This is a genomic window from Pseudomonas monachiensis (assembly GCF_047345015.1).
GTDB classification, from domain to species: Bacteria; Pseudomonadota; Gammaproteobacteria; order Pseudomonadales; family Pseudomonadaceae; genus Aquipseudomonas; species Aquipseudomonas monachiensis.
On record NZ_CP178857.1, the window covers coordinates 4,415,104 to 4,439,069 of the forward strand.

A 23,966-nucleotide genomic window follows, 5' to 3' on the forward strand; every position below is an offset into this window, starting at 1 on the left:
ACCCACACAAGACCCGGCTCAATCAACCGGGTCTTGTGTGACAAAGCCACTGAAGCTATCAGCCCAGGACTTCGCTCAGCGGAATGAAGAAAACGCTATCGCCCGGAACCAGCGTGCGATCCTCCAGGACTTCTACCAGTCCATCAGCCCAGGCCGCGCTGCGCAGCACACCGGAACTCTGGTTTTTGTAGATCGTTGCCCTGCCGTTTTCCAGACGTCCACGCAAATACTCACGCCGACTGCCTGGCTGGAGCCAGTCAAACCCGGCAGGCACCTGGACCTTCAGCGGCTCAACGTCCTGCACGCCCTGACGACGCAGGAGATAGGGTCTGGTCAACAAGGCAAAGGTCACGAGGGTCGATGCCGGATTGCCCGGCAAGCCAATCACCGGCACACCACGAAAATGTCCGAACGTCAGCGGTTTACCGGGTTTGATGGCGAGCTTCCACAGCGTCAGCTCGCCCTCTTCGCGCAAGGCGATACCCAGAAAATCGGCTTCCCCCACCGATACGCCGCCGGTCGAGAGGATCAGGTCGACATCCTTCAACTCTCCCAATCGGGAGCGAGTGGTTTCCAGATTGTCCGGCAGAATTCCCGCATCGACGACCTCACACCCCAAACGCTGCAACCAGCTACACAACAACACCCGGTTGCTGTTGTAGATCTGTCCTGGCCCCAGCGCCTGCCCCGGTTCAATCAATTCGTCGCCGGTAGACAGTACCGCCACACGCACCTTGCGAACCACCGCCAGCTCAGCGCATCCCAAGGAGGCCGCCAATCCTTGCTCGATCGGCCCCAGCCGTGTACCTGCCGGCAGAATCAGTTCGCCGACGGTCGTTTCCTGGCCTTGCGGGCGAATGTTCTGGCCTTGGGTCAAGGCTTGAATGAAACGTACTCGCTCATCGGCCTGAACCTCGGCGTTCTCCTGCATCTCGACGCAATCGGCACCGGCAGGAACAGGCGCCCCGGTGAAAATGCGCGCACAGGTGCCTGGCTGCAACGGATCGGGGGCCTGGCCGGCAAACACCTTCTGACTGACCAGCAACGGCTCTCCCGTCCAGTCAGCCATGCGCAAGGCATAACCGTCCATGGCGCTGTTGGGCCAGGGTGGCAGATCAAGCGTCGACACCAGATCTTCAGCCAGTACGCGCCCCTGTACCTGCGCCAATGGCAAGCGTTCACGCTCGACAATCCTCGAGGCCTCGGCCATTTCCAGCAGCCGCGCCAACGCCTGCTCGACAGGCATCAGACTGCCAGACTTGCCAGGCTTACCCACGGGATTCACAAGGCGCGGCCTGTTTCAAATGAGGCACGAAGTTGCACGGCCGATGCCGCGCATCCAACTGCTCGGCCAGTATGCCATCCCAAGCTGTGCGCACGGCATTGGTCGAGCCCGGCAAGCAGCAAACCAACGTGCCGTTTGCCAGGCCAGCCAATGCCCGGGACTGAACGGTCGAGCTACCGATATCGGCAACCGAGATCTGGCGGAACAGCTCGCCAAATCCATCAACCTGCTTGTCCAGCAGGCAACCGACGGCTTCCGGTGTGCTGTCACGCCCGGTAAAACCGGTGCCGCCGGTGATCAGCACCACCTGCACGACATCGTCGGCAATCCAGTTGGCGACTTGCGCGCGAATTTTGTAGAGGTCATCTTTGAGCAACACCCGAGCAGCCAGGAAATGACCGGCAGCGGTCAATCCGTCGACAAAGGCCTGGCCTGAGGTGTCGGTTTCCAGTGTGCGGGTATCGCTGACAGTCAGCACTGCAATATTCAGCGGTGCGAAAGGTACATCAGCCTTGGCTTTCATAGGCTCGTCCAGTTGTAGGAGAAACAGCCCGGTGTTATATCACAGCGCTCCGTTTTTTCGCCGCCCCCATGGAGGCCTGCCATGACCACGAATTCACAATTGCCACCCTGCTCCATTCTGCTCCTGGCGGGCGGGCGCGGCCAACGCATGGGTGGTCGGGACAAAGGGTTGCTGGACTGGCACGGCGAACCCCTGATTGCACATCTGCACCGCAAGACCCGTCCGCTGACCGATGACCTGATCATCTCCTGCAATCGCAACCTTGAGAAGTACGCCCCCTACGCTGACCAGTTGGTCCACGATGATGAAGGTGACTTCCCCGGGCCGCTGGCCGGTATTCGCGCGGGCCTGAAAGCTGCTCGCCATAGCCATTTGCTGGTCATGCCCTGTGACGTTCCGGGCATCGATGCGGCACTGATCGGCACTATGCGCGAGGCCGCCAACCTGCATCCGGACAAGCCACTGATGGTGCGCCATGATGACCACTGGGAACCCTTGTTGTGTGTGATCCCGGTGCTGCACAGGGCAGCATTTGAAAATGCCTGGAACGAGGGTGAGCGCAGCCCTGGCCGGTTGATGCGCAAGCTCGGCGCGACCGCGCTGCAATGCCCGGACAACGACCCGCGACTGGCCAACCTCAACACGCCGGAACTTTTAAGCGGTCATGACACTGTGTCAGACTGACATTGATCAGGAACTTGCGCAGACGGTGCACGTCTCAAGTTCAGCAACCACAGAATTCTTATTCGGAGACACAACTCATGACTCAACGGACCCTCGCCACTTTCATGCTCGCACTGGGCCTTGCCACCCTCGCCGGTTGCGCATCGCCTACGGTGATCACCTTGAATGACGGTCGCGAAATCCAGGCCGTCGACACGCCACAATTCGACAAGGATTCCGGTTTCTACGAATTCGAACAGCTCGATGGCAAACAGACCCGCATCAACAAGGATCAGGTTCGGACCGTCAAGGAGCTGTAATCCTGGTGCCACCGGATACAGAAAAGCCCGCTTGATGCGGGCTTTTTCATGCCTGGAGAGCAGCGTTTCAGGATCGCTTACCGATCACCATTGCAGGGTGATTTCACTCTCGAACTCACGCGCCTGGCCCGTGACCGGATCGACAAATTTCAGCCCCTGAGCCAGCAGTTTCAAAGGATTGGCGTAGTCATCCTGCGCATCCTTGAGCACCTCGGGGTAAAACGGGTCGTTGCAGATACCGGCGCCCAACGCCGCCATATGTACCCGTAGCTGATGTTTCTTTCCCGTCACCGGGTAAAGACCATAACGCCAGAGATCCCCCTGTTTCTCCCGAACTTCGACCGCCGTCTCGGTATTGCTGGCCCCCGGACCTTCCTGCATGCGGAAGAACGGTTCGCCATCGACCAGCCGGCTTTTGTGCACCAACGGGAAAGAAAGGCCAGGCAACGCCTTGGCGATGGCCTCGTAGCGCTTTTCGATCTGCCGGGTTGGAAACAACGACTGATAAGCCGAACGGGTCTGCGGATTGGCGGAAAACAGCACCAGCCCCGCGGTGTGCCGGTCGATGCGATGCAATGGCACCAGATACGGATTGTCCAGGCGCCGGATCAAGCGCCTGAGCAGCGTCTGTTCGACGTATTCGCCAGCCGGCGTCACCGGCAGGAAATGCGGCTTGTCCGCCACCACCAGATGCTCGTCCGCGTACAGGATCGACTCGATCACCGGAATCGGTTTTTCATCCGGCACTTCGCGAAAATAATGAATCCGCAAACCTTCCCTGTAGGCCAGATCGAGTGCAATCGGCATGCCCTGCCCATCGAGGACCCGGCCACGGGCGATTCTGTCCAGCCATTGTTCACGACCAATAGTGCTGAAATGCTCGCACAGACAATCGACAACGGTCTGCCACGGGCCAGGTGGCAAGTAGAGCGTACTGGCCTGACTGTGTGCCGCGGAAAAAGAAGAAGTGGACATACGAAAGCTCTAACCTCAGTGCAGAGCGGCATTATCCAACAGCAAGGGGAATGAACCTAGGGTGCGTTCTCAATTAGTTTTCCCGACGTGAAAACCAATTGAGAACGCACCCTAAGATTACTCAAGCCGGGATCTGCGTGCGCGCTGCCGCTTCGGTGTACTCCTTGAGCCAGCGCAGCACATCGACCGCCTCCCAGCGAGCGGGGTCGTACAGGGCGTACAACAATCCCTGATAGCCCACGACATCGAGTTGCCGGTGATAACCCGCGCGCTGAAACAAGGCTTCGATTTCTGCGAAACAGGTATTGAAATGTGTTTTGTTGAAGGGCGTTTTCCCCTCGGTCACCAGACCATCCAGACGCAACTCAAGGACAGCCTCGCGCACGACGTCCGCGGACATCCGGTTCACGCTGTTCTTCAACTGTTCGACATTGACCACGATTCATCCCTCTGACACCCGGGCTTGCCTGCTCATTCCCAAAAATCTGGAATGGCAAGGCAGGCACCGCGAATAACTGTATACACATACAGTATCCGATCAACACCGAATAAGCCAAGGGGATCAATCGCAAAGTTCGACAGGCGGGACATACCGCCAGCGCAAGAACCGCTCAACGCAGGAACGCCACCACCTGGTCGGCACTGAACGGCCAGCCCAGTTCAGCACCGGTATCGACGCGCCGCAATACCGGAATACGCAGGCTGTAGGCTGCGAACCATGTTTCATCGTCGGCGATATCCACCAGCTCCACCAGCAGACCGCGCTCGACGAACTCCATCAACATGGCTTCGGCTACTTCACACAGGTGGCATCCAAGGGTGCCGAACAGCTGACATTCGGGAAGCATGAGCGCTCAACCAGTAAATGAAGTGACCATTCTAGGCCTGCCCCGAAAAACCGTCGAGCCATTGAGGCCCCTGCCCTGATGCTACCGACGATAAAGTGACCTGGGTCAGTCCTGGCTCACGGCGCCGATCTTGTGGATCGACAGGTCCGCGCCGTAGTACTCCTCTTCCTGACTCAGGCGCAATCCATGCAACGCCTTGATCACGCCATACACCGCAAACCCGCCGGCCAGTGCCACAGTGATGCCCAGCGCAGTGCCTATCAACTGGCTGATCAGGCTGACCCCGCCCAACCCGCCCAAAGCGGTCTGGCCGAAAATGCCGCAGGCGATGCCGCCCCACACGCCGCACAAGCCATGCAACGGCCACACACCCAATACATCGTCGATGCGCCATTTGCCTTGGGCCGCGGTAAAGCACCAGACAAACAGCGCCCCCGCGACGGCACCGGTAACCAGCGCCCCAACAGGATGCATCAGGTCGGAACCGGCACAGATTGCCACGAGCCCCGCCAACGGGCCGTTGTGCAGAAAGCCCGGGTCGTTGCGACCGACAATCAGCGCCGCCACCGTACCGCCAACCATGGCCATCAACGAGTTCACCGCCACCAGTCCGCTGACACCTTGCAGGGTTTGCGCGCTCATGACGTTGAAGCCGAACCAGCCGACAATCAGGATCCACGAGCCCAGAGCCAGAAACGGGATGCTCGATGGCGCGAATGCGACCAGCCTACCCTCGCGATAGCGGCCATTACGCGGCCCGAGCAACAGCACCGCCGCCAGAGCCAGCCAACCGCCCATGGCATGCACCACCACTGAGCCTGCGAAATCATGGAAACCGGCGCCAAAGCGCTCCAGCAACCAGGCTTGCAAACCCAGGTTGCCATTCCAGACAATGCCTTCGAAGAACGGATAGATGAACGCGACAATCAACGCGGTTGCACACAGCTGGGGAACAAACCGGGCGCGTTCGGCGATCCCACCGGAAATGATCGCCGGAATCGCCGCGGCAAAGGTCAGCAGGAAGAAAAATTTCACCAGTCCATAGCCATGGTCGGCATTGAGCAGGGCCGCTGGCTGCATGAACGTCACGCCATAGGAAATCCAATAGCCTATAAAGAAGTAGGCCAGTGTCGAAACAGCGAAGTCGCTGAGGATTTTCGACAACGCATTGACCTGGTTTTTCTGTCGCACGGTTCCGACTTCGAGAAAGGCGAAACCGGCGTGCATGGCCAGAACCATGACCGCACCGATCAGAATGAACAGCGTGTTGGAACTATGGACCAGGGTGTCCACAGCGCTTTGCAGATTTTCCATGGAATGGGCAGACCTTATGGCAGAAAAAAGCACCAAAGCAGTTCGCGATGACTGCCCGTGCACCAAGTTGCAGCTTCAAGACATCAGTGGACTGATTTCGCTGAACCACTTTGGCGCACGGACGCCGTCCAGGAAAAACGCGCCCCGGACGTTTACGCGTGTTTTTGATTGTTGGTCCTACGGTTTTACTGGAATCATGCCCGGCAATAGCGCAATGGTGCGGACCGGCGCACCAAGACTCAGCAAAAGTTGTACCAGTCATTTGTACTGAACCTTCGCCGAAGGCTCATACTCGAACGCATCAGATAGCCACTTAAGGAGATCCATCATGGCCCGCACCCAGGCAAAGACTGCTCAAGAAATCCTGATGAACGACTTTCAGACACTGGTCAGTGACACCGAGCGCTTGCTGGAACACACCGCGACCCTGGCCGGCGATCAGGCCGACGAGTTGCGCGAGCAGATCCACGAGAGTCTCTTGCGTGCCCGTGAAACCCTGAAACTGACCGAAGACTCCCTGCGCGAACACGGCAAGGCTGCTGTCACCGCCACTGAAGACTATGTCCAGGCCAACCCTTGGCAATCCGTGGGGATCGCGGCCGGCGTGGGTTTCCTGATCGGCCTGCTGGCCAGCCGGCGCTGATATGTCGATCGGCGAATCCGGCCCGTCCGTGACGGGAACAAGCTCCTCATCGCGGCGCCTGGGTGCTGCCTTCCTTGGGTTGCTGCACAGCCATGTCGAGCTGTTCGGCATTGAATTGCAGGAACAAAAAGCCCGCACCGTCAGCCTGTTGCTATTTGCCGGCCTGGCGCTGGTGTTTGCATTGCTGTTGCTGGTAGGGCTGTCGACGCTGGTGCTTATCCTGTTCTGGGACACGTACCGCCTGGCCGCCATCATCGGGCTCTGCATGTTCTACTCCCTCGCCGCCATATTCTGTGGGATGCGCTTGAGAGCGGCGATTTTCGATGAGTCCTCGCCTTTCCATGGCACCCTGGAAGAGTTGGCCAATGATCGGGAGCGCCTGCTGCCATGAGCCTGCCTGAATTGCCACAAAACAGCTCGCGCGCGCAAATGCGCAAGGCCCTGATCCGCTTGCGCATGGAAATGCACCGTCAGGAAATCCGCCACGAATCCGCGCAACTGCTGCAGCCCTTGCAACGGGTGCGCGGGATGACACAAAACCTGCAGGACGGCTTTGGCATCAAGCACGCTCCACTCTGGGGCGTGGCCGCCGTTACCTTGCTGGGCTTTCTGACCGGCAAGGGTGCAAAAAACGGGGGTAGCCTCAGCAGCCTGACCCGGCTGATCCGTCTCGGCACCACACTGGGGCCGCTGGTCAAACTGATCATGCAGGGCTCCTCACGCAAAGACTGATCAGTTTCTTTCTGGCTGCGTCCTTGCAACATCGACGGGATGCGCCCCTCTATCGGGGGCGCAATCCTGTGCGCCTACCCGGTCGACAGGCATCCGCCAAAAAAAGATCTTGCAAAAAGACCTCGATATCGCCGCCGCCGGGTGGTAGTTCCGCTTGCAGGTCATGGCGCGAAACGGGAAGCTAGGCCATCAGTCACCTGACGGAGAGACCCGCCTTGGATTGGCACACCCTGCTTACCCGCGAACGCCTCGGAAAACCTCTGCACAGCCCTGAAGAACTCGGCCGCAGCCCTTTTCACAAAGACCACGACCGCATCATTTTTTCGGGGGCTTTCCGCCGCCTCGGGCGCAAGACCCAGGTCCATCCGGTGTCCAGCAATGATCACATTCATACGCGCCTGACCCATTCACTGGAAGTCAGCTGTGTGGGTCGTTCGCTGGGCATGCGCGTCGGCGAAACCATCCGCAGCGCCCTGCCCGAATGGTGCGAACCCAGCGACCTGGGGATGGTGGTGCAATCGGCCTGCCTGGCACATGACATCGGCAACCCGCCGTTCGGCCATTCCGGTGAAGACGCGATCCGTCATTGGTTCCAGCAAGCCGCCGGCCGCGGCTGGCTGGATGCCATGAGTGAGGCCGAGCGCAATGACTTCCTGAATTTCGAAGGCAATGCCCAAGGCTTTCGGGTACTCACTCAACTGGAGTATCACCAGTTCGACGGCGGCACCCGACTGACCTATGCAACGCTGGGCACGTACCTGAAGTATCCATGGACGGCCAGGCACGCCGACTCGCTGGGCTACAAGAAACACAAGTTCGGCTGTTATCAGAGCGAGCTGCCACTGCTGGAGCAGATCGCCCATAAACTCGGCCTGCCACAAGTGGAGGAGCAACGTTGGGCGCGGCACCCGCTGGTGTACCTGATGGAGGCCGCCGACGATATCTGCTATGCGCTGATCGACCTGGAAGACGGCCTGGAAATGGAGTTGCTCGAATACGCCGAAGTCGAATCCCTGCTGCTTGGCCTGGTGGGCGATGACTTGCCGGAAACCTATCGCCAGCTCGGTCCCGGCGATTCGCGCCGACGCAAACTGGCGATCCTGCGCGGTAAAGCCATCGAACACTTGACCAATGCCGCGGCCCGCGCCTTCGTCGAGCAACAGGATGCGCTGCTGGCCGGTACACTGCCCGGCGATCTGGTGGAACACATGCACGGTCCCGCCAAGCGTTGCGTGCTCAATGCCAAGGACATGGCCCGCAAGAAGATCTTCCAGGACAAGCGCAAGACCCTGCACGAGATCGGCGCCTACACCACACTGGAAATCCTGCTCAACGCCTTTTGCGGTGCCGCGCTGGAGCAGCATAATGGACGCACGCCGTCGTTCAAGAGCCGCCGCATCCTTGACCTGCTGGGCAACAATGCACCCGATCCTCACGGCTCGTTGCATACCTCCTTTTTGCGCATGATTGATTTCATTGCCGGCATGACCGACAGCTATGCCAGTGACATGGCCTTGGAAATGACCGGCCGCGCCAGCCACTGAGATGAATCGACCGATCAGCCATTACGGCATTCGTTATGGCTGATCCCCCCTTCAACATCCAACAACACTCAAGCTTCGTCGAATTGCCCTACAGCACATGGCGAGCAAACTGATCGCTTGCCCGGTACTCTCGCGAAACAATCTCCCTCCCTTCTGTTCGACAGATGAAGTGCGCCCCATGGCCAAAGACGATCTACGCATCCTCGTGGTGGAAGACCATCCCTTCCAACTAATAGCCACTCAATACCTGCTGGAAAGTTATGGCTTCACCCGACTGACGACCGCCGACAGCGCCAAAGGCGCCCTGCTGCAAATGCTCGGGGCAGACCAACCGTTCGACATCCTCTTATGCGATCAATGCCTGCCCGATCTGACGGGACTCGAACTGGTCCGGTTCGCCAGCCAGCGGGGCCTGATCAGGCAGGCGATCATTCTGAGCAGCCTGACGACGTCTGAACTGGATGAGCTTGAAAAAACGGCCACCGAATACGGGCTGCCATTATTGGGTTACTTGATAAAACCACTGAAACAATCTGAATTTAGAGACTTGTTGACCTCAGCACCACTATAGAAAAAAACATATAAAAGCTGATAAATGCACAGTGAAAAACTTACAAACAACCTCCTTTTAAAGTATGCCCGCACATCGGACTCTTTTCAGCCTTCCTAATAAGAAACCTAGTTAATACGTAGTCCTATTCTTTTTAATATGTAGGATTTTTCCTATATTGCTGCTACAGGACAGTCAGTTCATGCGCCCCTTCAAGTATCTGAGCTATGGTGCGCGCTTTATTTGAGCTCGCATGGGACTTGATTATGAACTCCGTTTTTATTGTCGACGATCACCCGGTTATCCGCCTTGCCGTTCGAATGTTACTGGAACATGAAGGTTACAAAGTCGTCGGCGAAACTGACAATGGGGTCGACGCCATGCAGATGGTTCGCGAATGCATGCCGGACCTGGTCATTCTCGACATCAGCATTCCAAAACTGGATGGCCTGGAAGTGCTATCCCGATTCAATGCAATGAACACCCCTCTTAAAACACTGGTGCTGACAGCACAATGCCCGACACTTTTCGGTATTCGTTGCATGCAATCGGGTGCATCAGGCTATGTCTGCAAACAAGAGGACATCAGTGAACTGGTCAGCGCCATAAGAGCGGTATTTGCAGGTTACAACTATTTCCCGAGCGAAGCCTTGAACCCCGTCCGCGGAGATGAAACACGCTGCATTGAACTGGAACTGTTCAAGTCGGTAAATGACCGGGAACTGATGGTATTGCAACTTTTTGCCCAAGGTCGCACAAATAAGGAAATCGCCAAGGGCATGTTTCTGAGTAACAAGACCGTGAGCACCTACAAAAAGCGCCTCATGCAGAAACTCAAAGCCAAATCCCTGGTTGAACTGATCGAGATGGCAAAACGTAACGCACTCGTGTGAGAACCTGGATGCCCAGCCGTTTGAAGGTCTATCTGATTCAACTGACCGCAGGTCTATGCGTGAGCACCACGTTGTTCGGCGCACCGGGCAATGAAAACTACACGCTGCTCAGCCGCTCGAAGGTCGGAGCGCTGGAGGTTCGGCTGGATGAATCCCAGCGACAATGGATAACACAAAAAACACAGCTGACGCTCGGTACGTCGGCCCCGGACTATCCACCATTCGACCTGACCACCAGTGGTCGGGACTATGAAGGGTTTACCGCCGATTACGCCGGTCTCCTGGAAAAAGTAACCGGTCTGCCCGTCACGGTTCAGCGTTTCGATTCCCGAGGGGCCGCGATCACTGCGCTGGAGAACGGTGAAGTCGATCTGCTCGGCACCGCCAATGGATTCGAAGCTGGCAACGCCGACATTGCATTGTCCATACCCTATGCCGTCGACCAACCCGTATTGGTGACCCGCGAAGGGGAAACCCGATCCCTCACTGATGGCTTGGCCGGATTGCGCCTGAGCATGGTGTATCACTACTTGCCACTGGCGGAAGTCAAGGCGTTGTACCCGAAGGCGATCATCACGTCCTATCCGTCCTACCAGAATGCGATCAATGCCGTTGCTTTCGATCAGGCGGACGTGTTCCTCGGAGACACCATTTCAACTCACTACATGATCAACAAGGGGTACCTGAACAACATCCGCATGGCCAACTTCGGCAAACATGAAGCCTTTGGTTTCAGCTTCGCCGTCAACCGGAACAATCCCGAACTGCTCGGCATCATCAACGCGATGATCACAGCCATCCCCTCCAGTGAACGAGAAAACATCGCCAAACGCTGGAGCGCCGGCAGCGACATTCTGCTGACCGATCAAAAGCTGCAACTCACTGAGCGGGAAGAACGCTGGCTGAGCCACCACCCGATTGTGCGCGTTGTTGTCAACGAAGCCTTTGCGCCACTGACATTTTTCGATAGCAATGGCAATTTTCGTGGGGTCACCGCGGATTTGCTTGAGCTGATCAGGCTGCGCACTGGCTTGCGCTTTGATATCCAGCGCAGTCGAAGCGATGAAGAGATGATCAAACAGATCAAGGACAACAAGGTCGATGTGATCGCCGCATTACTCCCCAGCGCCCAACGTCAATCTCAACTGAACTTTACCCGCCCCTTTCTGGAAAACTCCTACGTCCTGCTGACCCGCAAAGCCGGAGACAGCCCGGCCAACCTCGCGCAGTTGCAGGACAAGCGCCTGGCCATTGCCCGTGGCAATCCAATCATGGATTACCTGCGCATAGAGTTCCCCCGGATCAAGTTGATCGAAACCCCGGACGCCTTCAGTGCCGTAGAGTTACTCGCCGAGGGCCAGGCAGAGGGCGCAGTGAACTCACTGGTCATTGCCAATTACTTCATTTCCTCGCGGCTGTTCGAGCACACATTGCAAATCAGCACCGCCATCGGCACTGAGCAGGCGGCGTTTTCCCTTGCCACCGCTCTGGACGCCAAAGAGCTGAACGCCATTCTCGACAAGGCGTTGCTGAGCATCTCGCCGGAAGAACTGGGCATCATCAACAGTCGCTGGCGCGGCTATTCGGCATCCTCGCAAAGCACCTGGCGCAACTATCAAAGACTGTTCTACCAAATCGTCATCGGTGCCGGCGTGCTATTGCTGATTTCCATTGCGTGGAACGACTACATGCGACGCCAGATCAAGCAACGCAAGGCCGCCGAGCGTGCGCTGAACGATCAGTTCGAGTTCATGCGATCACTGGTCAATGGCACGCCCCATCCGATCTACGTGCGTGATCGCCAGGGGCTGCTGCAAAGTTGCAACGACAGTTACCTGCAAGCGTTCTGCGCCCGGCGTGAAGATGTCATCGGCAAAAGCGTCATGCAGGGATCGATGAGCAATGTGTTCGAAGCCCGGGAGTACCAGGCCGACTACCAGCGCGTAGTGGCCGAAGGCAGACCGTTGATCGTCGATCGCGAACTGCACATTGGTGGCCGGCGGCTGACGATCTATCACTGGATTCTTCCCTATCGGGATTCCAGCGCAAAAGTGCAAGGCATTATCGGTGGCTGGATCGACATCAGCGAACGGCGGCAACTGCTTGATGATCTGCGTTGCGCGAAAGAACGCGCCGATAACGCCAACCGGGCCAAAAGCACGTTTCTGGCCACGATGAGCCATGAGATCCGTACGCCAATGAATGCAATCATCGGCATGCTTGAACTGACACTCAAGCGTCTTGATCATCAGCACCCGGAGCGTCCGGCCATCGATGTCGCGTACAACTCGGCGAAAGGGTTGCTGGAATTGATCGGCGACATTCTCGACATCGCCAGAATCGAATCAGGACGCTTGAGCCTGAGCCCGGAGCGGGTCAATCCGGGTGAACTTGTGACCTCGGTCGTACGAATTTTCGAAGGCCTGGCCCGACAGAAGGAACTCGAACTGGTGCTGGAGTTTTCATCGGCAAATACGACCTTCGATGTGTTGCTGGACCCATTGCGTTTCAAGCAGGTGCTGTCCAACCTGATCAGCAATGCCATCAAGTTTACCGAACAAGGCCAGGTCCGGGTCATTGTCGAACTGCACCCGGCTACGCAACCTGAGCGTGTGCAAATGCAGGTGCAGGTTCACGACAGTGGCATCGGGATCAGCGAGCAGGATCAACAACGCCTGTTCGAACCCTTCGCTCAGGCTGACCATGCCATGCAATCGGCCAGGGGAGGCGCAGGACTGGGGCTGGTGATCAGCCGCAATCTCTGCGAGATGATGGGCGGTAGTCTGCAATTGCGCAGCGAGCCGGGCATCGGCACCCAAGTGGAGGTGTTGTTGCAGCTGGAAACGTTGCCGCTGCAACAGTCGATCCAAGCGGTCGAAACCCAAGTTGTCGTCGCCACAACCCCATTGAATGTTCTGGTAGTCGACGATCACTCGGCCAATCGATTGCTCATGTGCCAGCAGTTGGAGTTTCTTGGGCATCGATTTACCGTCGCGTCCGATGGGCAGGAAGGATTGGAGGCATGGAGAGATCAGCCTTTTGATCTGGTGATCGCCGATTGCAACATGCCGGTCATGAACGGTTACCAGTTGGCCCGCGCCATTCGCCAGCATGAACGCCAACTCCATCGCCCTCCCTGCACCGTTCTCGGCTTTACCGCCAACGCTCAACCGGAAGAAATAAAACGCTGCAAACAGGCCGGAATGAACGACTGCCTGTTCAAACCCCTCAGCCTCGGGGCCTTGGGACAATGGGTGCAAGGCATAAAACCCGGCCAGGCAGCTCCGGCGTTCAGCCTTCACGGTTTGAAACAGCTGACCGGGGGCAACCCGATGTTGAACCGACGATTGCTGAACGAGTTGGTCAGCAGCAACCGCCAGGACCTGCCAACGCTGCTGTCGTTATCCAGCTCCGGGGATACCCAGGCGCTACGGGACATTGCCCACAAAATCAAAGGTGCGGCCCGGATCGTACAGGCCTCCCGCCTGATTGACTGCTGCGAGGCACTCGAAGCCGCCTGCCATGAGGATTTCGATCGCGAAAAAGTGGCCGGATGCTGCAAAGCCATGGAGCGCGCCATGCTCGAACTGGAGGACGCGTTGCTACGTCAGATCGAGCATTACGACGAAGGCAAAATGCCAGAGCCTTAACTATGCTTGGCCCCTCGGCAGTGTGTTGACCATCCTGGAGAAACCCGCAATGCCTGACCCACTGCGCACGGATCCACGCCGGTTTCCGCTGCATATCCATATCAGCGTGATGTTCACCCTTCTACTGTTGCTGACCGGGACTGCCCTGGGGCTATTCAACTACCGGCAAACCACACAGATCATCTTGTCCAGCAGTGAAAAACTCTTCAACCGCATTGAGCAGGATGTCCGGCTGGACCTGCACGCGACCTATGACCCCATTCGTCATCTGTTGAGCCTGCTGGCACTCAATCCGGCGGGCCAGTCCCCTGATCTGGAACAACGCCTGGCACTGCTCGAACCGTTCAGCCAGTCACTCGAGGACAACCCCAACCTGGCTTCGCTGTACCTGGGCTACGACAATGGTGACTTTTTCATGGTCCGCCCGCTGCGCACCCCAGCGGTCAAAGCCCTGGTCAAGGCACCGGACACGGCGGTTTACCAGGTCTGGAGCATCGAGCACGACAGCAGCGGCCAGGCCCACTCCCAGTCATTGTTTTTCGACCGGAACCTGGTACTTGTCAGCCGTCAGGACAACCTGAACGATACGTACGACCCACGCAACCGCGCCTGGTTTACCAGCGCCCGCGGCGACAATGACCAGATCACCACCGAACCCTATATTTTCTTTTCCACCCACAACATCGGCACGACACTGGCACGACGCAGCGGCGACAAGGCAATCCTGGCCGCTGACCTGACCCTGGCCGAACTCAGCGCGACCCTGGCCAAGCACGTCGTGACCCCCAACACCGAAATCGTGCTGTTCGATGCCCAAGGCAATGCCATTGCCTACCCCGACAGCCGCAGGCTGATCATCGATGATCAGACGTCCCGCCTGATCAAGGCGGCGGACCTGAGCCCCAGCCTGGGTGCGTTGCTCAACAGTCCCCCTCAGGGCAGTCACCTGAACGCCAGCGGCCGGCAGTGGATCGTGGCCCGCAGCAGCATGCAGGAAGGCGGCCCCCAAGGCCTGCAACTGGCGCTGCTGGTACCGGAGGACGAGTTGCTCGTCGACGCGTACCGGATGCGCTGGCAAGGTGCGCTCATTACCCTGGCAATCCTGCTGTTATGCGTGCCCCTGGGTTGGCTGACGTCGAGAGTCCTGGTCAAGCCCTTGCGCGCCCTGGTGCAGGAGGCCGACGCGATTCGCAGCTTCGATTTCAATTTTCCGCTTTCCCGTCGCTCGCCAGTGCTCGAAGTCGACCAGCTGAGTGTGTCGATGGCACGGGTGAAAGACACCCTGGCAAGCTTCTTCCAGATCACAGACAGCCTCAGCGCCGAAACCCGCTTCGCCCCACTGCTGGAACGGGTGTTGTTTGAAACCGTGAAAATCGGTCAGGCCCAGGCCGGCCTGATCTATCTGCGCGAAGGTGATGGCGAGCACATGGAACCTCACGGACTGGTGATCAACAACACCGCCGAGAACCTGCAAGCCTTCGACATCCGCGGACACTCGCTGAAGAATCCGCAAAGCCCCCCATGGCTGCACCAGTTGGCCAATGTCGACACTGTCGTCAGTAACCTGGGTTTCGAGCAGGCAGGTGATCTGCAGAAAATCCTGCTCTCGCTGGAAAGCCCCCGAGTCCATCTGATCGGAATCCGCCTGCACAATCGCCACAACGAAACCGTGGGTCTGCTGGTGTTGCTGTTGGCCGACAGCGGCGAGCAGAGCGATCTGGACAAACTGCGGCCGGACCGCATTGCGTTTCTCCAGGCGGTGTCCGGCGCGGCCGCCGTGTGTATCGAAAGCCAGCGCCTGCAAGCCCGGCAAAAACAGCTGCTGGACGCCTTCATTCAACTGCTGGCCGGCGCCATCGACGCCAAAAGCCCCTACACCGGCGGCCATTGCCAGCGGGTGCCGGAACTGACCCTGATGCTTGCCCAAGCGGCGGCAGACAGCCAGGAGCCCGCCTTCAGCGCTTATCAGCCAACCGAAGATGAATGGGAGGCACTGCACATCGCCGCCTGGTTGCACGATTGCGGCAAGGTCACCACGCCGGAATACGTTGTCGACAAAGCCACGAAACTGGAAACCCTGACCGATCGCATCCACGAGATCCGTACCCGCTTCGAGGTGCTCAAGCGCGATGCCTGGATCAGCTACTGGCAGGCCATTGCCCTGGGCGGTGACGAGCGAGCGCTGGCGGAACTGCGCAATACCAGCCTGGCCGGACTGGATGATGATTTCGCCTTCGTGGCCCGTTGCAATCTCGGCGGCGAAGCCATGGCCGACGCTGATCTGCAACGTCTGCGCCGCCTGGCTGAACGCACCTGGACCCGGACCCTGGATGACCGGTTGGGCGTGTCCTGGGAAGAAAACCGGCGTCAGGCCCGAACGCCCGCCCCAGCCCTGCCCGTCAGCGAACCCTTACTGGCGGACAAACCCGAGCACCTGTTCGAACGCAGCGAAAACGAAGTGATACCGCAGGACAATCCCCTGGGCTTCAAGCTCGACGTTCCGCCCCACAAATACAACCGCGGCGAGCTGTACAACCTGAGCATCGTCCGGGGCACACTGACGAGCGAGGAGCGTTATGTCATCAATAACCACATCGTTCAGACGATCCAGATGCTCAACCATCTGCCATTCCCCGGGCACTTGCGCAGCGTCGCGGAAATAGCCGGCGGGCATCACGAAAAAATGGACGGCAGCGGGTATCCGAAACGCTTGAAGCGAGAAGAGATGAGCCTGCCGGCGCGGATGATGGCGATTGCCGATATTTTCGAAGCCTTGACGGCCGCCGACCGCCCATACAAAAAAGCCAAGACCTTGAGCGAGGCGCTGAGCATCATGGCGTTCATGTGCCGTGATGCCCACATAGACCCGCAGCTGTTCGGGCTGTTCATCAAGGCACAAATCTATTTGCAGTACGCCAGGCGCTTCCTCGACCCTGGGCAGATCGATGCGGTGGACGCCTCCGGCCTGCTGGCCAAGGCCGGCCTGGCGTCTTGATCAGCAGTCGGTCAGGCGCAGGAAAATCGCCGCCAGCTGTTCGATCCCGGCTTGGTCCTGCGCGGTGAAACGCGCAAGTTTCGGACTGTCGAGGTCAAGCACGCCGATCAATCGGCCGTCTTTGACCAACGGCACCACCAGTTCGCTGTTCGAGGCGCTGTCGCAGGCAATGTGACCGGGGAACGCGTGCACATCTTCGACTCGTTGAGTCTGCAGGGTGGCTGCCGCCGCCCCGCAAACGCCACGGCCGAACGGAATCCGTACGCAAGCGATCTGCCCCTGAAACGGGCCCAGCACCAGCTCTTCATGACGGTTGAGGTAGAAACCGGCCCAGTTCAAGTCATCGAGTTGATTGAACAGAAACGCCGAGAATTGTGCGGCATTGGCGATAAAATCCCGCTCGTCCGCCAGCAATGACTCCAGCTGTGCGTGCAGCATGCCGTAGCCTTCGAGGCCCTGGCCGCTCTTTTGTAAATCGATCATGCCTTGTGCTCCAACAGTTTCAGCCCGACCCAATAACGAGCAAATTGATAGGCGCAACGCCCATTGCGATTGCCTCGGCCGGTGGCCCAGCGTACCGCCAGGATGTCCAGTTCCTCGGTGCGCTGCCACGCCAGTCCGGCCTTGCCGGCCAACTGGCCGATCCAGTGCTCGACGACGTCGAGGAAGTGTTCCTGGGTAAACGGATAGAACGACAGCCACAGGCCGAAGCGGTCCGACAGCGCGATCTTGTCTTCCACCGCCTCGCTCGGATGCAGTTCGCCGTCGACCCGTTTCCAGTTTTCGTTGTCACTTTCCTTTTCCGGCACCAGGTGGCGACGGTTGGACGTGGCGTACAGCAAAACGTTGTCCGGCGCCTGTTCCAGCGAGCCATCGAGGACACTCTTGAGCACTCGGTAATCACCCTCGCCCGACTCGAACGAGAGGTCATCGCAAAACAACACGAAACGCTGAGGCAGTTTGCCGATCTGTTCGACCACTCGCGGCAGGTCTGCCAGGTGATCACGTTCAATCTCGATCAAGCGCAATCCGGCTTGAGCGTGCTCAGCCAGCAAAGCGCGCACCAGCGACGACTTGCCGGTGCCGCGTGAGCCCCAGAGCAAGGCGTGGTTGGCCGGCATGCCGTCGAGAAACTGTTGGGTATTGCGCCCAAGCTGCTCGACTTGCCGGTCGACGCCGATCAGGTCCGACAAACGCATGTCGAGGCTGACCTCCAGCGGCATCAGATAACCGCCGCGCGACTCACGCTGCCAGCGCGCGGCCAGGCATTGTGTCCAGTCGATGGTGGGCCGGAAGGCCGGCAGCAACGGCTCGATACGGGCCAGAACGGCATCGGCGCGTTCAAGAAAAGCATTCAATCGGGAATCCACGACTTCTCCTCAGGCACGTTCACAGTAATGATGGTGATACAGCGACGAAACACAGCGTCACACAAGCGGCGGCCCCCGCAGTACAAGCCTCGCGAGAACATCAGCAGGCATGCATGATCGACTATGCTTGAGCAGCGAAAGGAAACCGAAGTGGTTCACCCCCTCATGGACATCAAATTCACCAACCGGCTGTCATTCAAGCAAGCCCGGCTTACTGTGCTGGTCGGTTTCATTCTGGGCACGCTGCTCAGCCTGCTGCAAATAGGCATCGATTATGCCAGTGAAGACGCCTCCATCAATCGTGAAATCCTTTCATTGCTGGAAATCAGCCACAACCCGGCCTCGCGAATCGCCTACAACATCGACGCCGAACTCGCCAAGGAACTGACCCTGGGCCTGCTGCGCTCGCCAGCGATCATCGGCGCAAAACTGACCGACAACAACGGTACCGTTCTGGCCAACGTCAAGCGACCCGGTGTGGAAAACGGTTACCGGATGCTCAGTGACTTCCTGTTCGGCGCCAACCGACAGTTCGAAGACCGGCTTTACCTGGATCATATGCCCAACGAATCCCTGGGTACGCTGCGGCTGAACGTCGATACTTACGCCTTCGGCGACCGGTTCCTGCGCCGGGCCGAAGTGACCCTGATCAATGGCTTCGCCCGCAGCCTGCTGCTGTCCGGCATCCTGCTGGCGCTGTTCTATGTGATGCTGACCAAACCCCTGGTGCGAGTCATCCGTGAACTCAGCGGTCGCGACCCGGGCAGCACCGAATCGACCTCACTGGAGTGTCCCACCGGACACGCCAACGATGAAATCGGCGTGCTGGTCAAGGTTGCCAACCAGCAATTCAAGAACATCGCCACCGAAATCCAGCAGCGGCGCAACGCGGAAAACCGCCTGACCGAATACCTCGGCCAACTGGAAAACATCGTCTCGGCCCGCACTGCCGAACTCAAGGCGATCAACGCGCGGTTGAGCCAATCCAACGAGGAACTGGAAGCCGCCCGCAGTACCGCCCTCGACATGGCCGAAGCCCGCTCGGTGTTCCTGGCCAACATGAGCCATGAAATCCGCACGCCTCTCAATGGCTTGCTCGGGATGATCGCGCTGTCACTCGACGGGCCGCTGAATGCCGAACAACAGCAGCAACTGTCTATCGCCCATGACTCGGGCAAAGTGCTGGTGGAATTGCTCAACGATATTCTCGATTTGTCGAAGTTCGATGCCGGCCAACTCGAACTCGAACACATCCCCTTCGACCTCGGTTCGCTGATCGAAGACACCGCCAACCTGTTGTCGCAGAACGCCGCCCCCAGCGTCGAACTGACCTGCCTGATCGATCCGCATTTCCCGGCACTGGTGCTCGGCGATCCGACCCGGGTGCGGCAGATCGTCAGTAACCTGCTGTCCAACGCCCTCAAGTTCACCCGTTTCGGGCGGGTCGACGTGCGCCTGTCGACGTTCGGCGACGGCGTCAGGATCGAAGTGTGTGACACCGGCATCGGCATCCCCCAGGATGCCCAGGTCAAGATCCTCCAGCCTTTCACCCAGGCCGGCGCCGGTATTACCCGTCAGTTTGGCGGCACCGGGCTGGGCCTGGCCCTGACCTACAACCTTTGCGAAGCCATGCAAGGACGCCTGACAATCAGTTCCGAGGCGGGGTTTGGCAGCCAGTTCTGCGCAGACTTGCCTTTGCCCAGTCATACTCGCGCAATGCCTGCTGTTTCGCTCAAGGGCAAGGTCATTGCCATCACTGCCGCCAGCAGCGGTCTGGGGGAACTGTTGAACAGCCTGTTGCCTGTCTGGGGGCTGGACTATGAACGGCGTTCCATGGATGACCCACTGTTTGGCCTGACAGCCGACGTGCTCATCACCGACTGCCCCGAATGCCTGTTCAATTTGCGCCCCACCCTCAGCGCGCCGATCTTGCTGATCACCGCTTACGGCAACTTCATGCCCAGCGAAGAGGCCAGCGCCCTCGCCCCCCTGCAACAACAGGCCCGCCCCTTGGCCCGCAGTACGCTGCTTCAGACGTTGCAGCGGATCCTGCAACCGCAAACCCACCCGATCAATGAGGCCCGGCTCGACACTCAATGCCCGCTACGCCGCGGACGAGTGCTGTTGGTGGAAGACAACCCGGTCAATCAGTTGGTGGCCAAGGGCATGCTCGGCAAACTCGGCTGTGAGGTCACCACCGCGGCTCATGGCGGCGAGGCCCTGGACCAACTCGAACAACGGGATTTCGACCTGGTGCTGATGGACTGCAACATGCCGGTGATGGACGGCTATGAAGCCAGCCGGCAAATCCGCCGCAACGGACGCTGGCCCCAACTGCCCATTGTTGCCCTGACGGCCAACGCCATGTCGGAGGAGCGTGAACGCTGTCGTGCCGCGGGCATGAGCGACTACCTGGCCAAACCCTTTCGGCGCGAAGAACTGGCCGCCCTGCTGGACCTGTGGATCCCCGCTACGACAACGCCTTGATCTGCCCCAACAGGTGATCGAGGCCATCGCGCAATTCGTTGAGACGATTCAGATCGACCCCGCTGTCGCACAACAGGCGCGCCTTGAGTGGCCCGACCTGGTCACGCAAGGCCGCGCCGGCTGGCGACAGGCTCAGGTGCACTTCACGCTCATCGCGCACCGAACGCTGGCGTTGCACCAGTTGCAGTTGTTCCAGGCGCTTGAGCAAGGGTGTCAGCGTGCCGGAATCCAGGGCCAGACGCTCGCCCAATGCCTTGACGGTCGGTTGCTCCGGGGCCGCTTCCTGCCACTCCCACAACACCAGCATCGCCAGGTACTGAGGGTAAGTCAGGCCCAACTGATCGAGCATTGGCTTGTAGGCGCGAATCACCGCCCGGGAAGCCGCGTACAGCTTGAAACACAACTGGCTGTCGAGCTTCAGGGAATCGACTGACAAGGTATTCATTTGAGCAGGGCTTCGATCTCGCGGGTCAGGTCCTGCGGCTTGGTCGCCGGAGCGAAGCGCTTGACCAGTTGCCCGTCCTTGCCAATCAGGAACTTGGTGAAGTTCCACTTGATGCCCTGGGAACCCAGCACCCCCGGTGCGCGCTTTTTCAATTGCACGAACAGCGGATGGGCATCGGCACCGTTGACGTCGATCTTTTTGAACAGCGGGAAGCTGACACCGAAGTTCAACTCGCAGAACTCGGAGATCGCCCCTTCATTGCCCGGCTCTTGTTTGCCGAACTGGTTGCAGGGAAATCCGAGCACCACCAGACCCTGGTCCTTGTAGGTCTGCCACAACTCTTCCAGGCCCTTGTACTGCGGAGTGAAACCGCACTTGCTGGCCGTGTTGACCACCAGCACGGCCTTGCCGGCGAAATCCGCCAGGGTCTTTTGCTCGCCCTTGATCGTGGTGCAAGGGATGCTCAGCAGGTTGTCGCTCATGTTTGAGGTTCCGAACGAATGGAAGAAACAACAAAATAGCTAGCAATTTAATTGTGTGCAATTTAATTAATCAAAACACTGACCAACTGTAGAAGCTGCCGAAGGTTCGGGCCGCGTTCGGACGATCTTTTGACCTGGTCTTTCTTGAGGCCAAGAATCAAAAGATCGCAGCCTTCGGCAGCTCCTACGGGGCTCGCATTACTCGCGGGGCACCAGGTCCAGGCATACCGAATTGATGCAATAACGCAGGCCTGTCGGCGGCGGACCATCAGGGAATACATGCCCCAGGTGCGCGTCGCATTTGGCGCAGACCACTTCGGTGCGGATCATGCCGTGGCTGACATCACGGATTTCGGTCATGGCGCTGTCGCCGATCGGCGCGTAGAAACTCGGCCAGCCGCAGCCGGAATCGAACTTGGTCCTGGAGTCGAACAGTGGCTCGCTGCAGCAGATGCAGTGGTAGATACCGTCGGTTTTGGTGGCGTTGTATTTACCGGAAAACGGACGTTCGGTGCCTTTGAGGCGGCACACGTTGTACTGCTCCGGGTCGAGCATCGCCTTCCATTCTTCCAGGGTTTTTTCCAACTTTTCCATCATCACACCTCAGCGGCTGAAAAAGCCCGATCTGTACCTTTTCCACGGATCGGGCGGCACGTATGATTGCGCCTCGTCAAACGCCAGTCTGGCAGCCAGACCACGCGCATTCAAACGGAAATATGGGTGCTGCATCTCAAGGCGTCAGGCCTGTGTGAATACGCAGGATTCCCAGCACGGTTGCCCAAACGCCGTCTGGATCGTTCATTTTCGGGAACACATCGCCATGCAGGTCAGCAAATCGAACAAGCTCGCCAACGTCTGCTACGACATTCGCGGCCCGGTGCTCAAGCACGCCAAGCGCCTGGAAGAGGAAGGTCATCGCATCCTCAAGCTGAACATCGGCAACCCGGCGCCTTTTGGTTTCGAAGCACCGGATGAAATCCTCCAGGACGTGATCCGCAACCTGCCGACCGCCCAGGGCTACAGTGATTCCAAGGGCCTGTTCAGTGCGCGCAAGGCCGTGATGCAGTACTACCAGCAAAAGCAGGTGGAAGGCGTCGGCATTGAAGACATCTATCTGGGCAACGGCGTATCCGAACTGATCGTGATGTCGATGCAGGCGCTGCTCAACAATGGCGACGAAGTGCTGGTGCCAGCGCCGGACTATCCATTGTGGACCGCAGCCGTGAGCCTGTCCGGCGGCAATCCGGTGCATTACCTGTGCGACGAGCAAGCCAACTGGTGGCCGGACCTGGCCGACATCAAGGCCAAGATCACCCCGAACACCAAGGCCCTGGTGATCATCAACCCGAATAACCCGACCGGCGCGGTGTATTCGAAGGAAGTGCTGCTGGGCATGCTGGAACTGGCCCGCCAGCACAACCTGGTGGTGTTCTCCGACGAGATCTACGACAAGATCCTCTACGACGACGCCGTGCACATCTGCACCGCCTCCCTGGCGCCTGACCTGCTGTGCCTGACCTTCAACGGCCTGTCCAAGTCCTATCGCGTGGCCGGCTTCCGTTCCGGCTGGATCGCCATTTCCGGACCGAAACACCACGCCCAGAGCTACATCGAAGGCATCGACATGCTGGCGAACATGCGCCTGTGCGCCAACGTGCCGAGCCAGCATGCAATCCAGACCGCCCTGGGTGGCTATCAGAGCATCAACGACCTGGTACTGCCCCAGGGCCGCCTGCTGGAGCAACGCAACCGCACCTGGGAGTTGCTCAACGACATTCCGGGCGTGAGCTGCGTCAAGCCGATGGGCGCGCTGTATGCATTCCCGCGGATCGACCCCAAGGTTTGCCCGATCCATAACGACGAAAAGTTCGTCCTCGACCTGCTGCTCTCCGAGAAGCTGCTTGTGGTTCAAGGCACCGCCTTCAACTGGCCATGGCCAGACCACTTCCGCGTCGTGACCCTGCCCCGTGTCGATGACCTGGAGATGGCCATCGGACGCATCGGCGGCTTCCTCAAGTCCTACCGCCAGTAAGCGGTCCGTCACCGTGCGATGCCCCCGAACGTCGCACGGTGATTCATCCGGCAACATTTATTTGCATTGGGCCACTGGCCGTCGCTTTGTCGCTACCGGACAACCCCTTGCCTGCCCACGCCTAACAAAGGCTGGGCCTTCGGCACGAATTGACTGACAAACACTTCCTGCACACTTGTCGGAAATGCCCTGCAAGCAGCTAGACTGTTGCCGTA

At 58.8% G+C, this 23,966-nt stretch carries 23 protein-coding genes; 12 read left to right on the plus strand and 11 right to left on the minus strand.

The window, feature by feature from the left end:
• Positions 1–58 precede the first annotated feature (58 nt).
• Both glp and moaB read right to left on the minus strand, forming a co-directional pair.
• Positions 59–1,285, minus strand: coding sequence for a gephyrin-like molybdotransferase Glp (gene glp / locus ACMDB8_RS19660; protein ID WP_056727081.1), 1,227 nt, complete (start codon positions 1,283–1,285; stop codon positions 59–61).
• Positions 1,269–1,808 (minus strand): molybdenum cofactor biosynthesis protein B, encoded by a 540-nt coding sequence (gene moaB, locus ACMDB8_RS19665; protein ID WP_056727082.1) that lies wholly within the window; start codon positions 1,806–1,808, stop codon positions 1,269–1,271. Before moaB ends, glp begins: the two co-directional genes overlap by 17 nt.
• Positions 1,809–1,889: 81 nt before the next feature.
• Between moaB and mobA the strand changes: the two genes are divergently transcribed.
• Complete coding sequence (gene mobA / locus ACMDB8_RS19670; protein ID WP_056727083.1) at positions 1,890–2,492, plus strand: molybdenum cofactor guanylyltransferase MobA; 603 nt, start codon at positions 1,890–1,892, stop codon at positions 2,490–2,492.
• Positions 2,493–2,569: 77 nt separating this feature from the next.
• A complete protein-coding gene (locus ACMDB8_RS19675) occupies positions 2,570–2,791 on the plus strand; it encodes a YgdI/YgdR family lipoprotein (protein WP_007994800.1) in 222 nt (73 codons plus the stop codon).
• Between the two features lie 84 nt (positions 2,792–2,875).
• Here ACMDB8_RS19675 and ACMDB8_RS19680 read toward each other — a convergent pair whose 3' ends face one another.
• From ACMDB8_RS19680 to ACMDB8_RS19695, 4 genes are all read right to left on the minus strand, one after another.
• Entirely contained in the window at positions 2,876–3,766 is an 891-nt protein-coding gene (locus ACMDB8_RS19680; protein ID WP_056727084.1) for a pseudouridine synthase, read from the minus strand.
• Positions 3,767–3,887: 121 nt separating this feature from the next.
• The gene (locus tag ACMDB8_RS19685) at positions 3,888–4,205 is read right to left on the minus strand and encodes a hypothetical protein (protein WP_008020364.1); all 318 of its coding nucleotides are present in this window, start codon (positions 4,203–4,205) and stop codon (positions 3,888–3,890) included.
• Between the two features lie 172 nt (positions 4,206–4,377).
• Entirely contained in the window at positions 4,378–4,614 is a 237-nt protein-coding gene (locus tag ACMDB8_RS19690; protein WP_008049107.1) for a glutaredoxin family protein, read from the minus strand.
• Between the two features lie 105 nt (positions 4,615–4,719).
• Positions 4,720–5,928 (minus strand): ammonium transporter, encoded by a 1,209-nt coding sequence (locus tag ACMDB8_RS19695; RefSeq protein WP_056727086.1) that lies wholly within the window; start codon positions 5,926–5,928, stop codon positions 4,720–4,722.
• 328 nt (positions 5,929–6,256) lie between these two features.
• On the opposite strand from ACMDB8_RS19695, the gene ACMDB8_RS19700 reads away from it, so the two are divergent.
• From ACMDB8_RS19700 to ACMDB8_RS19735, 8 genes are all read left to right on the plus strand, one after another.
• A complete protein-coding gene (locus tag ACMDB8_RS19700; protein ID WP_056727087.1) occupies positions 6,257–6,571 on the plus strand; it encodes a DUF883 family protein in 315 nt (104 codons plus the stop codon).
• Between the two features lies 1 nt (position 6,572).
• Positions 6,573–6,962, plus strand: coding sequence for a phage holin family protein (locus ACMDB8_RS19705; RefSeq protein ID WP_056727088.1), 390 nt, complete (start codon positions 6,573–6,575; stop codon positions 6,960–6,962).
• Positions 6,959–7,303 carry a hypothetical protein gene (locus ACMDB8_RS19710; RefSeq protein WP_056727089.1) on the plus strand — a complete coding sequence of 115 codons (345 nt, stop codon included), beginning with the start codon at positions 6,959–6,961 and terminating at the stop codon, positions 7,301–7,303. Before ACMDB8_RS19705 ends, ACMDB8_RS19710 begins: the two co-directional genes overlap by 4 nt.
• A gap of 215 nt (positions 7,304–7,518) precedes the next feature.
• Positions 7,519–8,847, plus strand: coding sequence for a deoxyguanosinetriphosphate triphosphohydrolase (locus ACMDB8_RS19715; RefSeq protein WP_056727090.1), 1,329 nt, complete (start codon positions 7,519–7,521; stop codon positions 8,845–8,847).
• Positions 8,848–9,025: 178 nt separating this feature from the next.
• The gene (locus ACMDB8_RS19720) at positions 9,026–9,418 is read left to right on the plus strand and encodes a response regulator (protein WP_056727091.1); all 393 of its coding nucleotides are present in this window, start codon (positions 9,026–9,028) and stop codon (positions 9,416–9,418) included.
• 245 nt (positions 9,419–9,663) lie between these two features.
• The gene (locus ACMDB8_RS19725; protein WP_056727435.1) at positions 9,664–10,290 is read left to right on the plus strand and encodes a response regulator transcription factor; all 627 of its coding nucleotides are present in this window, start codon (positions 9,664–9,666) and stop codon (positions 10,288–10,290) included.
• 8 nt (positions 10,291–10,298) lie between these two features.
• The gene (locus ACMDB8_RS19730; RefSeq protein WP_409078904.1) at positions 10,299–13,940 is read left to right on the plus strand and encodes a transporter substrate-binding domain-containing protein; all 3,642 of its coding nucleotides are present in this window, start codon (positions 10,299–10,301) and stop codon (positions 13,938–13,940) included.
• 49 nt (positions 13,941–13,989) lie between these two features.
• The gene (locus ACMDB8_RS19735; RefSeq protein ID WP_056727093.1) at positions 13,990–16,935 is read left to right on the plus strand and encodes an HD domain-containing phosphohydrolase; all 2,946 of its coding nucleotides are present in this window, start codon (positions 13,990–13,992) and stop codon (positions 16,933–16,935) included.
• On the opposite strand, the gene ACMDB8_RS19740 is transcribed toward ACMDB8_RS19735, so the two are convergent.
• Both ACMDB8_RS19740 and ACMDB8_RS19745 read right to left on the minus strand, forming a co-directional pair.
• The gene (locus ACMDB8_RS19740; RefSeq protein WP_056727094.1) at positions 16,936–17,418 is read right to left on the minus strand and encodes a GAF domain-containing protein; all 483 of its coding nucleotides are present in this window, start codon (positions 17,416–17,418) and stop codon (positions 16,936–16,938) included. It lies immediately after the preceding gene.
• Positions 17,415–18,305 carry an ATP-binding protein gene (locus ACMDB8_RS19745; protein WP_056727095.1) on the minus strand — a complete coding sequence of 297 codons (891 nt, stop codon included), beginning with the start codon at positions 18,303–18,305 and terminating at the stop codon, positions 17,415–17,417. The genes ACMDB8_RS19740 and ACMDB8_RS19745 overlap by 4 nt, the downstream gene beginning before the upstream one ends.
• Positions 18,306–18,428: 123 nt before the next feature.
• On the opposite strand from ACMDB8_RS19745, the gene ACMDB8_RS19750 reads away from it, so the two are divergent.
• Positions 18,429–20,792 (plus strand): hybrid sensor histidine kinase/response regulator, encoded by a 2,364-nt coding sequence (locus ACMDB8_RS19750; RefSeq protein ID WP_056727096.1) that lies wholly within the window; start codon positions 18,429–18,431, stop codon positions 20,790–20,792.
• Here ACMDB8_RS19750 and ACMDB8_RS19755 read toward each other — a convergent pair.
• From ACMDB8_RS19755 to msrB, 3 genes are all read right to left on the minus strand, one after another.
• Entirely contained in the window at positions 20,776–21,237 is a 462-nt protein-coding gene (locus ACMDB8_RS19755; RefSeq protein ID WP_056727097.1) for a MarR family winged helix-turn-helix transcriptional regulator, read from the minus strand. The two genes, ACMDB8_RS19750 and ACMDB8_RS19755, sit on opposite strands and share 17 nt — an antisense overlap.
• A complete protein-coding gene (locus tag ACMDB8_RS19760) occupies positions 21,234–21,719 on the minus strand; it encodes a glutathione peroxidase (RefSeq protein WP_056727098.1) in 486 nt (161 codons plus the stop codon). The genes ACMDB8_RS19755 and ACMDB8_RS19760 overlap by 4 nt, the downstream gene beginning before the upstream one ends.
• A 198-nt stretch (positions 21,720–21,917) precedes the next feature.
• Positions 21,918–22,313 carry a peptide-methionine (R)-S-oxide reductase MsrB gene (gene msrB / locus ACMDB8_RS19765; RefSeq protein ID WP_046043423.1) on the minus strand — a complete coding sequence of 132 codons (396 nt, stop codon included), beginning with the start codon at positions 22,311–22,313 and terminating at the stop codon, positions 21,918–21,920.
• 226 nt (positions 22,314–22,539) lie between these two features.
• Here msrB and ACMDB8_RS19770 point away from each other — a divergent pair, with 226 nt between their 5' ends.
• On the plus strand, positions 22,540–23,751 hold the full coding sequence (locus ACMDB8_RS19770; protein WP_007973513.1) for a pyridoxal phosphate-dependent aminotransferase: 1,212 nt from the start codon (positions 22,540–22,542) through the stop codon (positions 23,749–23,751).
• Positions 23,752–23,966: the final 215 nt, after the last annotated feature.